This window comes from Algibacter marinivivus (genome assembly GCF_003143755.1).
GTDB classification, from domain to species: Bacteria; Bacteroidota; Bacteroidia; order Flavobacteriales; family Flavobacteriaceae; genus Algibacter_B; species Algibacter_B marinivivus.
The window spans coordinates 287,351-304,363 of the sequence record NZ_QFRI01000003.1; the positions used below are offsets into that span (position 1 = coordinate 287,351).

Genomic DNA, 17,013 nt, shown 5'->3' on the forward strand with positions numbered 1-17,013 from the left:
TTATTATTTTAATTTAATTTTCTTCGTTTATTACTAATTGTACTTTTCTTATTAATAAGAAAACAGCTAATACAGCTAATATAACAGATACTGTAATAGCAATAAATGCTGGAGTATAAGATCCACCTTCTGTAATCCTACCAATAAACCAATTCATTATGATAGGAGAAAATGCAGCTACAGTTCCAGCTAATCCAGCTAACGTACCTACTGATGGCCCTCTAAATAAATCACTTGATAAGGTTTGAATATTACCAATGGCAAATTGAAAACCAAAAAGTGCTAAACCTGCTAAGTAAATAAACGTCATGTAATTAGAGTTGCTTACAAATAATATTATAGAAACAAAGCCTATTATTATTAAAAGACTTCCCACTACTATACTTGCTTTTCTTCCAAAATCTATTGAAGTTCTTTTTATTATTTCTTCGGTAAACACTCCTCCTAATATTCCGCCAGCTGCGGCCATTAAATAAGATATCCACATTGTATTTCCAATTTCTTCAATACTTAAACCAAACTTAGAATTCAAATAAATTGGCATCCATCCAGCAAAAAACCACCAAATAGGCTCTATGAAAAATCTGCATAATAAAATACCCCAAGGTTGTTTAAAACTCAATATTTTTCCAACACTTAAACTTTTTTCTCCATCAACAGCAATGACATTATTTTCCTTTCTATCATTAAGCAACAAGTTTCTTTCATCTTCGGTCATCCAAGGATGATCTTCTGGTTTAGATTTCTTATTAATAAAAAGCCAAGGAATTACCCAAATTAAACCAGCTAAACCTAAAATTATATAAGTAGATTTCCAGCCAAATTGAGCATATAAATACACTATTATAACTGGTGCTATTACATTACCTATAGAAGCTCCAGAATTAAAAATTCCTTGTGCCAATGCTCTTTGTTTTACAGGAAACCATTCTCCATTGTTTTTTACAGTCCCAGGCCACAAACCAGCTTCACCTAGTCCTAATAAACCACGCACCAAGGATAATGAAACTATTCCTTTAGCTACAGCATGAAAAGCTGCGGCTAAAGACCAAACTAAAATAGATAAAGTAAAGCCTATTCTTGTTCCTATTTTATCATATAATCTTCCTGATAAAAATTTACTGGCTGCATAGGTAATCATAAAAATATTTAGCATTAAAGCATAATCAGAGTTATCCATACCAAGATCCTCTCCCATTTGCGGCCATAGAAGTGCAAAAGCAGTTCTATCTATATAATTTATAACAGTAGCGATAAAAATAAGCCCTATTATCCACCATCTTAAACCTTTAATTTTCATTCTTTAAATTTTAAGAATTAATTATCACATACGAATTATTCGTTATGATATAAAATATACTTGCGTTATGATTTAAATATAAAATATGGAGAAATACTACTTAAAGAATTCCTTCCCTCCTATTAATAATTTTGCTGAAAAATAAAAGCGTGTAATTTTATTTCCCAATTAATTTTTATGCCGATTTACTGTTATAACAATATTGATATAAAATACTAAAATGATCTTTCATTTTTTGTTTTGCTAAATCAGGATTTTGAGCTTTAATTGCTTCATAAATTTCGGTATGTTCCTTAATGCCCATAACAGATTGATTTTTATCACAAACATGATACTTTTCAAAATCAATAATTATTTGTGGTGTAATAGTTAGCATAAACGTATTCATTGTACTATTACCACTAGCTTTTGCTATAGCTAAATGAAACAATAAATCTTCTTGAACAGCGTCCTCACCTGATAAAGCTTTCTTTTCATAAGCATCTAAAGCTTCTTTTATTAATACTAAATCTTCATTAGTGCGTCTTAAAGAGGCTAACCTAACTGTTTTTAGTTCCAATAAAATTCTTGTTTCAACCAAAGATTTAAAACTTGGTGATTCCAATCTTATAATATCATCAATCATCCCATTCATGGCAACAACACCAATATTTGCGACAAAAGTTCCGCTTTGAGGAATTGATTTTAATATACCATAAAACTCTAGTTTTTGTATAGCTTCTCGAACATTACTTCTACTTACCTCAAATTTTTCAGATAGCATTCTTTCGGAAGGAAGTTTATCTCCAGGTTCAAGATTTTTATAGTTTATTAATTCTTTAATCTTTATGATTATTGAATTTTGAATTTCTTGATTTTCACTTACTGTAAGTATCTCTAATTTCATATGCTAATTTATTGCTTAGATTATTAGTTTCTTATTGCAATTTCTATACAACTATCCCTCTAATTATTAATCTATTTCCTTTTATTGTCAATCTCATAATCCTTAAAAATTGGTTAACCAAACAATGTTGCTAAATTTAAACAAAACAACATTAATTTCTTAGCTTTTTTTGTCAAATTTCACTGGTCATTTAAATGACCAGCAAAATTCAACTTAAACTAAACTCAAACTAAACAAAGTTTTTTATTTTTTCTATCAATATTAATGAGTCACTTGTAAGCTATAATACTTCACCTTTGCAAATGCTCCAGCATCAATTGTTGACAAATAATTACCTGCTTTAAAATAATTTTCAAAAACGTTCCATTTATGAATATGTATATTATCATAAACAACTGATTCTTCATCATTCAATATCACTTCCATTCTACCATTTGCGACTTTTACCTCTAAAGTAAATTTGTCAAATCCAACATATTTTGAAAAATTATAACCTTCATCATCTGTCCATGAATCAGTTTTCAAAATATCAACATTTGATACATTAATATCTTTTAACTTTTTTGTTTTAACTCTTATATACCCATAATTCCAATAAATTTTAAGCATTGGTGGCGCATTATTATCATTTTCACCTATTAAATCTCGCTGAGCGTTTGTTAAACGACCATGAATTTGCATAATAATAGTTCGATGATATTTACCATTAGAATCTTTTGAAACTTCATCCATAGACAATGTTCCTTTCATATTTCCACCTTGAGAAAATGTCCAATTTGTGCTATTACTACCTGGTACCATTTGCTCTCTTAATTCGGTTCTTGAATATGATGAGTTTGCTGTTGATGACCCGGGATATGTATAAAACACCAATGCTCCATTTATTGAATCATTATAAAAAAATGGTTTCAATATTTCATTAGTACCATAATTTAATATCTCGGGAGGTTTTACTTCTGTAGGATTACCTATTGGTAAAGTTACTTTCCAATTATTTAAATCAATATTTGGAAGTTTATAAGTAACTTCTTGTTCCTGCTCTTCCTCCTCTTCAACAACTACTACTTCCTCTTCTTCTTGAACCTCAACAACAGGCTCTTCTTCTTCGTTTTTTATGGTACAACAAACAAACATAGCAAATGCAAATATTCCTAAGAATACTCTCATCAAGCAATTTTTACATGTAATTGTAAATCTCATTTATTGATTTTAATTAATGGCTTACTTCTAACTCGTAAAACCTAACCTTAGAAAACGAACCTTTATCTCTTGATTGAAAATAATTACCTGCTTTAAAATAGTTTTCAAAAATACCCCATCTTTTCATATGAATACTTTCGTAAACTTTATATTCATTATTATTCAGTATAATTACCATTTTACCTTCTGAAACTTTAACTTCTAAAGTAAATTTTCTAAATCCTACTTCTTCTTCAAAATTAAAACCTTCATCATTATCCCATGCATCTTCATGCAAAAGTTCTTCATCGGTTGCATTTAAATTTTTAAGAACTTTTGTTTTTACACGAACTTTCCCTTTATCCCAATATATTTTTAATATGGGTGGCGCATTATTATCATCTTCACCTATTAAATCACGCTGCTCATTAGTTAAACGTCCATGAATTTGCATAATAATTGTTCGGTGATATTTACCTTCAGAATCTCTTGTACTAGCATCCATGGCCAATTTTCCTTTCATGTAAGCACCATCAGCGAATGTCCAATTAGTATTATTATCCCCTGGAACCATTTGCTCTCTTAATTCAGACCTTGTATACTTAGTATTTCTAGTCTTAGAATCTGTTGGCATTGCATGAAATACGATTGCTCCTTTGGTAGAATCTATATACATATATGGTTTAGCTACTTCGATATCTGCAAAATTTAATATCTCTGGTGGACTAATTTCTATAGGCTTTCCTTCTTCATTTGCTACTGGAAGTGTTACTTTCCAATGACTTAAATCAATCTTAGGTAATTTTACCTTTTTTCTCTTCTTTTTTTTGGTTTTCTTTTTTTCAATTTTCACATCCGAATCTGAAACGCTACCCTTCTTATTTTGACAAGTAGCGTTTACAGATATAAAACCTATTAAAATTGCTATTAATATTTCTTTTCGGAAGTTTTTCATTTTATTATAAACCAATTATGGCGCTTGGTAAACTTTTACATTATCAATCCATCCATCTTTAGGAGTAACTGCATAAAACATTACAGAAATTTCACCACTATCATTAGATGTAAATGGAATCTGAACCAATGTTCCTCTTGTAGCATTAAACTTGCCTTCAGCAATAGTTCCAACATGATTACCTAAATTCGAATTAATATCATCTACAGCATCAGCACCATCTATATAATGTCCATCAAGAACCACGCCTACAATTCTGCGCCCTCCAATTGGATCATCAGCAGTATCACTTTTTATAGCATATTCATATTCTAAAACATAATCAGTATCAGGCGTTAATGTAAGTGCTTGATATGCATATCTAGAACTAGAACTTTGAAGAGGTCCTCCAGATTGACTAGAAGTCCATTTAGCACCTCTTGTTTTACTTCCGTTATCTGTTCCGTCATAGTTAGTCCATGAACCATCAGAACTAGAACCAAAAGGAGTTGTTGTTCCATCAGTAAAAGTTGCAAACCTCCATTGAGCCGTACTTAAATCAAAACCTCCATTTAAGATTGTTGCACTAGGAGCTTTAGTTAAAATAATATTGTCTATATGAATAGTTGCATGATCATTTGCAGTTCCACCTGTTCCTAATTCAAATTTAATTTCGTCAATTCGAATAACAGGTGCTGAAAAATCGGTTGCCAAATCATAATCTAAAGTTGCCCAATCTCCATCTGTTAAATCTATACCATCAAGAACATACTCATCTCCATTATCACCATTTATTAAAGTGATTTTTAACTTATCAATACCTTCTGCAAAAACAGAATGCACATCAAAGTGGATATGAGAAGCCCCAATACCGTCAGGGTTGTCATTTGCAGGTGATGCAAAAGCATGTGCAACAACAACTTCTTCGTCTAAAGTAACCTCACCAGCATCAGTACCCAGTCTAGATATTTGAATAACATCATTTCCATCAACTGGTATAATATTAGCAATAACATCCTTGGCTTGATCTAATCCATTTTCCCAATTAAGTAAACCTCCATTAAAATCCATACCATTACTAAAAATGGCAAATACATCTGAATCGTTTCCACTAGGTGATGCCGAAACAGATCCTACTGTAGCTGGTAAATGAGTAACCGTTACATTTTCGGATTTAGTTACATCCGTTTGACCAGATGCCATAGCAGTAACTGTTATAGTATAAGTAACCTCTTCAACTTCATTAGGATAATCGTAAGTAGCAGAACCATTTTGTTCTGAAATGGTTGCAGAATTACCACCGTGTCCAAAATCTACTAGGTAAGAATCAACACCTACTGATAATGGCATTACAGTAATAATAGTACCATCACCACTTGGAGTTGCTGTAAAACTTGATAACACAATATCTGTATTACCTGTTGTCGAGGATATAGAATCATCATCACTACATGATGATACTATAAAGCCTGATATTAACAAGGCAAATATTCCTTTTTTTAATAATTTCATAATTGTTTATCTTTTTTTAATGATTAATTTAAATCATTTTGATTTTAAATATTATACTCTTTCTATACTAATTAAATCATATCTACATTCAAAACCACCGTATTCAATATTAAATCTTAGGTTTTCTGTAGTAGCACCAGTAGTAATTCTGTACGATATTTCATAGTACTGTCCAGAAGTAGCAGAAGCTGGAATATCTTCATTCTTGAAATTTTGTCCAGTATCCGCATCTTGAATTAATAGTTTTCCACCATTAGTAGCACCAGGTGTACTTACATACCAAAAAATAATTTCATAAGTAGTATCAGGACTTACTAATATTGTTTGATCAAGATATTGTGACGAACTAGATATTTTAGCGCCAGTACCACCATCTGGAGGCGTAGGACCTGAAGACCCAGTAAAAGTACTTGTACCTCCTCTTTGATCTCCTGCCCATGGTGTTCTAGGACTACATTCAAAACTAGGACATTGGAATATTGGCACTAACTCATCTACAACTTCTACATCTATAGTAACTGTTGATGTTGCATTATTTGCATCACTTGCTGTTAAAGTAACAGAATAAGTTCCCACTCCAGCATCAAACGTATGTGTTGGATCTTTTAAGTCAGATGTAGCTCCTCCTCCAAAATCCCATGAATATGTTGATGACTCATTAGAAAGGTTAGTAAAATGCACTATTCTAAAATCTTCTTGATCAGACATATAACTGAAATCTGCACTTGGAGGCACAGTATCCACCTTAGAATTTGCATCAGGTAAATCGTCCCTAAAAAGCTCATCACCTACACAGCTTACAAAAATACTAGCTGTGATAAATAAGCTTAGGAGTAATATCGTTTTTCTGAAAATATTTACTTTATTTTTCATAGTTTAAGTATTTAAATATTAATATCCTGCGTTTTGGCCTAAAAGTCCACCACTTAAATTTATTTCTCTTGAAGGAATTGGTAATAACAACGCTTTTCTTGGATCGTATACATAACCCATTTCTGTAGAATGTGCAGTTAATATAGCGTCTAAAACACCAAATCTAACTAAGTCAAAATAACGTTGATTCTCAAATGCTAATTCCACTCGTCTTTCAAGTAAAAGCTCTTCTTTAGTTACAGCTGTAACAACAGTAGTTAAACCAGCTCTATTTCTAACTCTTTGAAAAGAAGCTAAAGCTCCAACATCATTAGTTGATGTTGTTAATGGACCAGCACCCAAAGTTGCTTCAACATGCATTAAAAGTACATCAGCAAAGCGTATTGCTATATAATCATTTCCAGCATTACGTGCATTTGGACCATAAGATGGCGTAGCATTACTATCGAATCCATCTGGGAAGAACTTAGCTACTTCGTTTTGATCAGGAGCAAGCGACCCATCTAAATCTGTAATTGAAGTGGCAGTTCTATTTCCTCCATTTGAAACAAATGCTAATCTAAGGTTATCATTCACAATATTTTGACCATCTTCTCTACCTGCACGAACAGCAGAAGTAAATTCAGCTGAAAAACCTTGGCTTTCATTAGCATCACCCGATTGGTATTGAATAGCAAAAATGATTTCATTATTCAATTCTGAATAAAACACATCGTGAAAATTAGGTTCTAAATCATAATCTCCGCTATTAATAACATCTTCACATAATGACTTAGCGCCAGAATAATTTGGGCTTGGTTGAGTCATATAAACTTTTGCTAATAAAGCTTGAGCAGCAGCTTTTGATGCTCTTGATTTATACGAGTTATCTAAAACATTAATAGCTTCTTGTAAATCCTCAACAATCTGTGTGTAAATCTGTTCCTCAGGTATTCTAGTAAATAACGTTTCTGTATCACCTGGTGCTACAACAGTAGTTACTAAAGGCACATCGCTATATAATCTAACTAATTTAAAGTAAGCATAAGCTCTTAAAAACTTTGCCTCTGCTGTATAACTAGCTTGATTACTTGCGTCTGCAACATCAATAAAGTTTAAAACATTGTTTGCTCTAAAAATAACTTCATACATAGATTGATAAAAGTCTTCAGATTCTACATTGTTTCCATTAACTACATATCTGTGAAAGTCAGACTTTGAACCTTCTAGTGTTGCATTCCTAGTATTATCTGTTCTATGCTCAGTCAAAAGGTGCTCAAACTGTATGCCTCTATTTGCTCTAGTAATATTAGTTTGCGTACTTTCATTAGTACCTTGAATAGCATCGTAGATACCCATAACTCCAGCCAATACATCTTGATCAGACTCGAAAAAAGATTCTACTGCAACTGCAGTATCTGGCAATGGATTTAAAAATTCATCACCACAGGAAGTGAAAATAAAACCTGTAATGGCAAAAGTTAGATATTTTATATATTTCATAATTTGTTTTTTTTAAAATTAAAAATCAACATTCAGACCAAATGTTACTGTCTTAAATATAGGTGTTCCAGCTCTTTGAGAACCATAAGCTCTAGGGTTAGACCCATCTATATGCTCAGGGTTAAAACCGTGATAATCATCAGCAGTAATATAAATTAAATTTTGAGCCGTAGCATAAATTCTAACTCCTGTAACACCTAATTTGGTTGTAACATCTTCAGGCATATTATATCCAATATTTATATTACGTAGTGAGAAATAATCTGCACTAGCAATAACTTCACTAGTTAAAACTTTTTCCTGAATGAAAGATTCATCCGGTACAAGACCATCAGCAACAGCTTGCGCTTCTCCACCAGATCTAGTTCTGTTTCCAAACCAGTTAAAGAAATATTGATCTCCAATGTTATTTACTTGAGCTCCTAAACTTCCTTGAATCATAAAAGAGAAATCAAAAGCTCCAATTTTAAATTCATTTGTAAGCGCCCAAACTAAATCTGGATAAGGATCTCCTAAAATAGTTTTGTCTTCATCAGTAATTAAACCATCTCCATTTAAATCTTTTACAATAGTATCATCAGCTTGACCGTTAATTCTATTCCAAGGATTACTAACGTATGTTGTTCTAAATTGAGTATCATCATAAGCCTCTTCATCCACAACATAACCCCAGAAAGAAGATAATGGTTCTCCTATTCTATTAATCCATTGAGAGTTTCTACCATAAGTATCTTCTAATAACGCATTGTTTGAATCTCCAAAACTTAATAATTCGTTTTGATTAGTAGATGCAATTAAAGTAGAATTCCAAGAAAATTTCTCGCTAGAAATATTTCTAGTCCTTAACTCAAGTTCCCATCCTCTATTTTGAACCTTACCTAAATTTACAATACCCCCTTGAAATCCAGTAACATAAGAAACAGGGTTTTCTAAAAGTAATTCATCACTGGTTCTTGTATAGTAATCTAAAGATCCAGATATTTTGTTATTAAAAAATCCAAAATCTATTGCTGGATTAAACTCTTCTGAAGCTTCCCATTGCAAATCTGGATTAGCAATATTAAGTGGTGATACACCTGCAGTTATTCCTCCGTTATTTACAGCGTTAGTATTTTGTAATAAAGCTAAATAAGGCCATGCGTTTACTACAGCTCCACCAGTTACGCTAAAATTCTCATTACCTGTAAGACCGTAACTAACTCTTAATTTTAATTTGCTTACAAAATCACTATCACTTAAGAAATCTTCGTTATGAGCATTCCAACCAATAGATGCAGCAGGGAAATTACCATACTTTGTATCTACGCCAAAAACAGAACTACCATCTCGTCTAAAAGAAGCATTTATTAAGTATTTATCTGCAAAAGCATAACTAATTCTACCAAAGTAACCTACTTTTTTAAGCTCTGTATTAGTATCTGAAAAACTTGCAATTGTAGTAGCTCCTTGAAGATTTTTAAGTAAATCATTAGAGTAACCATTACCTATTGTAATTGATTCCTCAGATTTTCTCTGTTGCACTGTAAAACCTGCAAGTATACTAACTTCATGATTGTCACCAATTAAGGTGTTATAATTTAATGTATTATCATTAATAAGCCTAGTTCTATTTCTATTCTGTACTGTATATTGTGCTCTTCCAGCTTGTCCTGCATGATAATTTGTACCGTCCCATCTTGTACGCTTTCTATTTTCCAATGTTACACCTAAAGATGTTTTAGCTGTTAAACCATCTAAAATTTCATAACTAAGATAAGTTGATCCATATAATTTAGTATTTAAATCATAATGTTCTCTCTCAACATATTGTTGATAAGGGTTAGAATCACCTGAAGTACGAGGTCTAGTATCGCTTCCATCTCCGTCAAAATCTAATTCTACTAAATGATCTTCAAAGAAATAATCTCCAACTCCTACAGTTTGATAATCTCCTCCATTTTCAGTTTGACTTATAAACTGAAGAGTTTCCTCGGTATGATAAATAGGTAACCAAGGTGATTGACGTATTGGGTTGTGTATTGATGTTGGAAGTCGTCTTTGTTTTGTGTAAGACGGTGTAGCTCTAAGTCCAAATTTTAATCTATCATTTAACTTTGTATCCAATTTCAAACTTCCTGTATACAGTTTGTAATCATCAGTTATAACTACACCTTCATCACTAAGTGTTCTTAAAGATGCACTAAACTTTGTGTTTTCTGAGCCTCCTCTAGCTGCAAAAGAATGACTTGATACCGTTCCTCCATTAAAGAAAACATCTTGCCAATCTCTATCAACCCCAGTAGTAGCAACCAATAATTGCATATACTGTGTTTCTTCTGAAAGTGAACCTGTTGCAGCTAATTCAGTTGCAACCCAATCCTTAACACTTTTTCTATAATCATCACTACCATGAGCATCTTTGAATCCTACATAAGTTTGATAGCTGAATTTGGTTTTACCAGCTTTACCACTTTTAGTTGTAATCATTATTACACCATTGGAACCTTCACTACCATAAATAGCAGCAGATGCAGCATCTTTTAAAACCTCAAAAGACTCAACATCATTCATATCAATGTTTCCAAGAAATTCAGAATCTACAACAATTCCATCAACCACTAAAGCGGGACCAGAATTAGCATTTACAGATCCAACACCCCTAATAGTAACTGTAGGAGCACCACCGGCCTCTGCATTTGTTGCTTGAATATTAACACCTGACACTTGACCAATTAGGGCATCATCAACCCTTGATACAGCTATTTGATCTAAACTTTCGTTTACAACTTTAGAAATAGCTCCTGTAAGGTGAGATTTTTTCTGAGTTCCATAACCTACAACAACAACTTCATCTAATTGCGCTAAATCTTCAGCAAGCGAAATATCAATTGTAGTTTGATTGCCTACAATACGTGTTTGTGTTACATAGCCAATGTATGTGAATTGTAATACTTCTCCATCATTTGCTCGAATTTGATAATTACCATCAAAATCAGTTGTTGCTCCTCTTGATGTGTTAAGTACAATAACATTAGCACCCGCAATAGGAACACCATCTACTGCAGAAACTACAGTACCTTTAATTAAGGTTCCATTCTGAGCAAATAATGTAATATTGAACACCAATAATACTATTAAAAATAGCTTAGTTTTTAAATTCATAATTAGTTTTTTTATATTTAACTTGTAAAATTTCGTCAGTATAACTCTCATACTAACTAGACGATTAAAAAAATTCAATCATTAATTTATTACTTTACAAAAAACCAACTTCTCCAATGAAATTTTTGTAATTTTGAAGAATCCAAGTTTATTATTAAGTAATAACTTGTTTTTTTACTTCCCTCCTAAAAGAAGTAAATCATTTTTAAAAAGGATAGGCGTGTACCTGTCCTTTTTTTTTGTTATTTCATCATATTAAATTTGGTTTTAGCGAAGTATTATACATTTAGTTTAGTTTTTTTATTTGGTTTTCCAAATTGGTAAACCAGATTGGTTTTCCAAATATATACTAATTTTTTGTTAAAACAAATTAAAATTTAATTTTATCTATTTTATTCCCTAAAATCATCACAAATAATATGGGCAAATCAATTTTTACTTTTGTTTATCTCCAAAATATGATACACCATCACCACTTAAGAAATCCTCTCTTACAGGACTAAATGTGTCAATTAGCATTCCTTCTTCTAAACAAACTGCACTATGCAACAAATTAGGTTCAATATATACACCATCTCCAGCTTCAACTATCTGCTTTACACCATCTATTTCAAATTCAAATTTACCTGATACAACATAGGTAGTTTGTGTGTGAAAATGTTGATGCGGAGAGCCTAATGCACCTTTTTCAAATTTTACCTTCACCATCATGATTTGGTTATCATAACCTAAGAACTTTCTTGATACGCCTCCACCAAGTTCTTCCCATTGCATTTCTTTTGTGATTAAATACTTGTCACTAAATCTTTTCATCTTTTAAAATATTTACTGGTTTATCAATGTATATGATCCTCTCCAATTGTATGAGTTACCATTTATGGAAAGGGTATGTTCTTTTTTTGAATTATTATTGTTGTTCGACATGATAAATAGATTTTCTTTACCATTTTTCATCTTTATTACAATTGCGGTATAATTTTTTGAGTTAAACGCCACAATTATTTTTTCCACATTACTATATGCATTTACTGCTAATTCAGACACTGGGTTATATGTTCCATGAGATTCTATAACAGATGCAAACACCGCGTTTTTTTTATTCTTTTTTCTTAAAATAAGTGTTGGTTCTTGACGTAAATTAAATTCTGGATCATTTGCGCCAATTCTACCTAAAATAATTTCATCAGTATTGGATGTTACTGCAGAATAGGAGTAAAATTGATTATTTAACAACCATGTTAATTTGATATTTTCTCCATTAGCATTTGCACTGGCTTCTTTATATAAATGTTGATAGCCATCAGATTTACCTAAAACTTGTGGAGATTGATACTTGTTATATTCAAAACTAGTTTGCATGATTTGCCCTAAATAATAAAAAGGCAAATCGTATTGATTTGAATTCTCAGATTCAACGTTCATAATATCTAATACATAAGGTTTATCAGAATCGGAATTCTTTATAGCTACTAATGTTCGATGTAATTTAGTACCTGGATATGCGTTTTCTTCTTTTGCACTTGCTACTTGCAAACTATCATTATCCACACTAAAAACATACTTGTTAGAATGGTGCTTACTTCCTATATCATATTTACCATGAAATTGAGAGGTTTCATTTTGAACTATTGTATTATGTGCTATAGTTTGTTTTGCCCAGGTTTTGTTCTCTTTTAAATAATTGCCTCCTCCTTTTTGCTCGATATTTACAAAACGTGCCATTCCGTAATCTTGCACAACCTCTTTCCCATCCTCAAATAAAGCAAAAGACAATTTATCGTAATGCCCATGACTTAACCCATGTGCTGTATATTTAAATACAAGTTCTAAATCATCACTACGCAAAATTCCAACTGCACCTTCATCTCCTTTTGCACCATCAGATAATTCAATTGATTTTTTGACAAAAGGTTTTTCTTTACCTTCTTTTATTCCCAAAGCCACCGCTAAACCAGCATCATCAAGCGTAACTTCATCTTGCTTCTTAGCTATACTTAATAATTCTGGATTGTTACCTCCAAAATGGTATCCAATATCTACTGTTGATATTAAAGATGCATTAAAATATGACATACCTTTCTGAGCATCATTTAATAAGAAAAATTCTCCATCTGCATTTGATAAATTCAACAAGGCAGTAATACTTTTTAAAAGTACTCCGTCTTTATACTCAAACACCTTATGTTCTGGTTTTTTGTTTTGAAGAGCTTGCGCGAAAATTAAAAATGGATATGATGCATAACGTTGATAGTAAGGCCCTTCAGTAAAATATCCATCTGGAGAAAAAGGTTCGTCGACATTAGCATAAAATCCTATTTTCTGTCCATCTTTTCTAATATAACCTCCATCATTATCTTTTTCATCTGGATTAAAATTTTCATCTTTAACACCATTTAAGGCACGATCTAAAAGTTCATCATCATCCATAGCCAGGGCTATCATACCAACAGCTGCATTACCCCAAGTAGCATGGTTATGAACTCGGTTAAAAAATTGCGGATTGTCTTTTGATATGTGATCTGCAAAAGGTCTGAATAAATCGGTTTCTAAAGTATTTCGTTCTTCTTCGGATAAGAAATCATAAATACAATCATAAGCTTGACTTGTATAAACCAACCAATTTGAATCATTTAAACATTGCCAAAACAACCTACCTCTTGCATACGATCTTGGTTTTGGGTGAATAGGCCATGTTGGATATTGTTTTGCATATTCAAACAACATATCTTTTACAAATTTGGCATATTTATTATCTTGAAGAATTTGATATAACACACCTGATTTTTGCATTAACACATAATTCTTCTTATGTGTTTCATGTGTATATCCACCAGAATAATCTTTAGGAATTGGTACATCAAAGCCATTTTCAATTTCTGCATTAATCTCTTTTTGAGTTGTAGCTAAGGTTTTATCAAAAATTGGAATACTTCCTAAATTAGCTCTTATTTCTTTAACTCCTTGTTTAGTTAAAATTAAGCTTGGGTGCTCTAATTGAGAGTCCGGATGTATTTGTGAAGTTGATTTCTCTTTACATGACAAAACAACAAAAACAGTTAAAAGAATTATTGAATATTTTTTTAATATTTTTTTCATTAATCTAAATTAGAAATTACTATCATTTTAGAAACAACTTGGTTATCGCTTGATAAGTTAACAATATAAGCGCCATTAACAAGTGAAGAAGTATCTAAACTTGTTTTGTTTGTTGTATTATGGAGTTGTTTTTCTATAACTTTTCTTCCATCTAAAGTATATACTTGAACTTTATCTAAAGAGGAGTTACTTATACTTTTTATGTTTAATATATCTGATGTAGGAACTGGATAGAATAATATCTTATTTTGTAAATCAAATTCACTTACCGATAAGGTAGAGGATCCATAAAATTCAATTTCTGAAATTGTACTCCATTCACTGGTTCTATTATTTGCAGGGTTAAATCTTCCAAAGCCAATCATTTTTACATAACGTGCAGTTTCTGTAATTTCATATTGATTAAAATCGTTTGTACCAGTTTTTGTTGTTAACAACAAGTCTCCACTAATTGGCAATATCATAATAAAATCTTCAGGATCAGTTCCTGTTGTGGATATCCAAACTTGATATCCAAAAGGATCAGACTTGTCGGTTGTACTAAATTGTATTAAATCAAGATCATATTCTTCTCCTAAATCGTAAATTATATATTCTCCATCTCCTTTGTAATCACCTCCAAGAACAGCTCCATCTTGTGCCGCCCAAATAGATGAGTTGGTATTAATTTTATCTAGAGTCTTATAGACATTCTCTTCAGGTTTACTAGGATTAAATTCTGTGGACCAAGAATGAATTGAAACCGGACCTCCTCCAGCAGTATCATTAATAAGATCAAACAAAGAAGTTAAATCTGCTCCTTCTTGAGTAACATTTAAAGTTCTTACAATATCATCTCCACCTGGGTCTTGAGTAAAGGTTACAGTACCTACTCTACTATTTGTACCTGTGTTTTCAGCTACAGAAACTAATACTGTTGCATTACCAGTACCAGAATTAGTATTAATAGATATCCATGCATCATTAGATACAGCAGTCCAACTTATATTTGCATTAACGGTAACATCATTACTAGAAGCCTCAGAAGTAAGTGTTGGTAAAGTACTTACCGTTAAATTATCAACCACCACAATAGTACAATCGCCATCATTAATTGATGCTCCTAAATTATCTAAAAAACAAGCTCCAACACCATACCCAACCATATCATCAGTTGCTGGTATATATGAACCCATATCTGCCCCCTTATCCGAAGAACCATTACCCGAAAATGTAAAAATTTCTCCATCAGCTGTAGCATTAATTCCTAATTCTTCAGAAAAACCTGTGGTTGTTGCACCTAACATAGTTCCAGTAAAAACATTTCCTGTGTAAGTTAATCCTGTGCCCATATTAGTAAAGGCATTAGGGCTATCACCAGAAATAACATCAGTCAAATTTGAATTGCCTGAAGTAAAATAAATTAAGTTATCCGAAACAGTTCCTGTTGGGTCAGTTGACCCTTTATCTTCATTATAGAACAATGGTGCATTTGTATTTACAATCGAATTCCTTGAAAGGGTAATGCCTTCTACTTTTTGGTAGCCATTTGTAAGTCCTGAAGCATTGCAATCTACCGCTGCATTATCACCGCCTCCTATAAATGTTATACCATTATTCCATTTGGCTTGACTATTTTCAGTAATACAATCTTGAATATAATTATTAGTAATGGAGTGATTACTATCAGAAATTCTTATACCTCCTGTCCCTTCAACATCTTCACCTAAAAAATAATTTCTATCAACTATAGCATCTGAACCATGACGTAGCACCAAAGAACCTCTACATCTTCTAAAAGTATTATTTGTGTAGATATTATTTTTACTTTTATTAGTGATGATTTCATTTTCGCCGTCAGCCTCTACAAAATAATTGTTAGTTACTGTAACATTTGCATTTACGTTTTGAGTATTACTAGAACCGATACGGATAGTTTCACTATCTCCAGCATTTGTTAATGCTGTATCAATTTTCTCATATTTATAGAAATAATTATTACTAATAGTATGACCAACTGTAGCGCAACGATTAGCATCAGCATTATAAGAAAGCTCTACAAGTACTGTAGCACCAGCATTTGTTTTATTCATAAATGAGCAGTTTGTAACGTTGTTATAAGTACCGTACAATACAATCCATCTGTGCTTTACACTTGTTCCAGCTTCTTGATCATCTGCATGAACCTGCAAGCCATTAATAGCACAATTTTGAATAGTACTGTAATTAGCATAATCTGTACCATCTCTGAATTGAATAAAGTTACTAGCTCCAAAACCACCTTGCCAATGAAACCCATCAACAATAACGTAATCTCCACCAATATCCATCTTTAAACCACCAGTAAAAACAACACCTCCTGGTGTTTCCGATCTAAAAGTTATAGGTTCACTAACTGTTCCGTTACCAACAAAATTTATTCTTGCATCTGTATTATAAGTACCATCTGCTAAAATGATGATATCCCCTGGTATGTAAGTTTGATTTTCTAAATCTTCTGGATCTGTAATATTATAAGTAGTTTGACCAATTACAGAAACAGAAAACAGTAATAATAAAAGAAAAATAATTTTATACATAATCAAGATCTGAAATTAATATGTCTTTTTTGGTAAACCAATTTGGTAAACC

11 protein-coding genes are annotated in these 17,013 nt (G+C 31.9%); all 11 read right to left on the bottom strand.

Going from position 1 to position 17,013, the window contains the following annotated elements:
• Positions 1 to 13: 13 nt before the first annotated feature.
• Positions 14 to 1,300, bottom strand: a complete 1,287-nt coding sequence (locus DIS18_RS12925; RefSeq protein WP_109353497.1) for an MFS transporter — start codon at positions 1,298 to 1,300, stop codon at positions 14 to 16.
• 175 nt (positions 1,301 to 1,475) lie between these two features.
• A complete protein-coding gene (locus tag DIS18_RS12930; protein WP_109353498.1) occupies positions 1,476 to 2,186 on the bottom strand; it encodes a FadR/GntR family transcriptional regulator in 711 nt (236 codons plus the stop codon).
• 261 nt (positions 2,187 to 2,447) lie between these two features.
• On the bottom strand, positions 2,448 to 3,353 hold the full coding sequence (locus DIS18_RS12935) for a polysaccharide lyase family 7 protein (protein ID WP_245925695.1): 906 nt from the start codon (positions 3,351 to 3,353) through the stop codon (positions 2,448 to 2,450).
• A 46-nt stretch (positions 3,354 to 3,399) separates the two neighbouring features.
• Positions 3,400 to 4,320: a polysaccharide lyase family 7 protein gene (locus DIS18_RS12940; protein WP_109353499.1), complete on the bottom strand. Its 921-nt coding sequence runs from the start codon at positions 4,318 to 4,320 to the stop codon at positions 3,400 to 3,402.
• A 15-nt stretch (positions 4,321 to 4,335) separates the two neighbouring features.
• Positions 4,336 to 5,811, bottom strand: a complete 1,476-nt coding sequence (locus DIS18_RS12945; RefSeq protein WP_109353500.1) for a PKD domain-containing protein — start codon at positions 5,809 to 5,811, stop codon at positions 4,336 to 4,338.
• A 51-nt stretch (positions 5,812 to 5,862) separates the two neighbouring features.
• Entirely contained in the window at positions 5,863 to 6,684 is an 822-nt protein-coding gene (locus DIS18_RS12950) for a PKD domain-containing protein (protein ID WP_109353501.1), read from the bottom strand.
• An 18-nt stretch (positions 6,685 to 6,702) separates the two neighbouring features.
• Positions 6,703 to 8,166, bottom strand: coding sequence for a RagB/SusD family nutrient uptake outer membrane protein (locus tag DIS18_RS12955; RefSeq protein ID WP_109353502.1), 1,464 nt, complete (start codon positions 8,164 to 8,166; stop codon positions 6,703 to 6,705).
• A gap of 18 nt (positions 8,167 to 8,184) precedes the next feature.
• Positions 8,185 to 11,307 carry a SusC/RagA family TonB-linked outer membrane protein gene (locus tag DIS18_RS12960; protein WP_109353503.1) on the bottom strand — a complete coding sequence of 1,041 codons (3,123 nt, stop codon included), beginning with the start codon at positions 11,305 to 11,307 and terminating at the stop codon, positions 8,185 to 8,187.
• 435 nt (positions 11,308 to 11,742) lie between these two features.
• Positions 11,743 to 12,120: a cupin domain-containing protein gene (locus DIS18_RS12965; RefSeq protein WP_109353504.1), complete on the bottom strand. Its 378-nt coding sequence runs from the start codon at positions 12,118 to 12,120 to the stop codon at positions 11,743 to 11,745.
• A gap of 12 nt (positions 12,121 to 12,132) precedes the next feature.
• On the bottom strand, positions 12,133 to 14,403 hold the full coding sequence (locus DIS18_RS12970) for an alginate lyase family protein (RefSeq protein WP_109353505.1): 2,271 nt from the start codon (positions 14,401 to 14,403) through the stop codon (positions 12,133 to 12,135).
• Positions 14,403 to 16,961 (bottom strand): chondroitinase-B domain-containing protein, encoded by a 2,559-nt coding sequence (locus DIS18_RS12975; protein WP_109353506.1) that lies wholly within the window; start codon positions 16,959 to 16,961, stop codon positions 14,403 to 14,405. Before DIS18_RS12975 ends, DIS18_RS12970 begins: the two co-directional genes overlap by 1 nt.
• Positions 16,962 to 17,013: the final 52 nt, after the last annotated feature.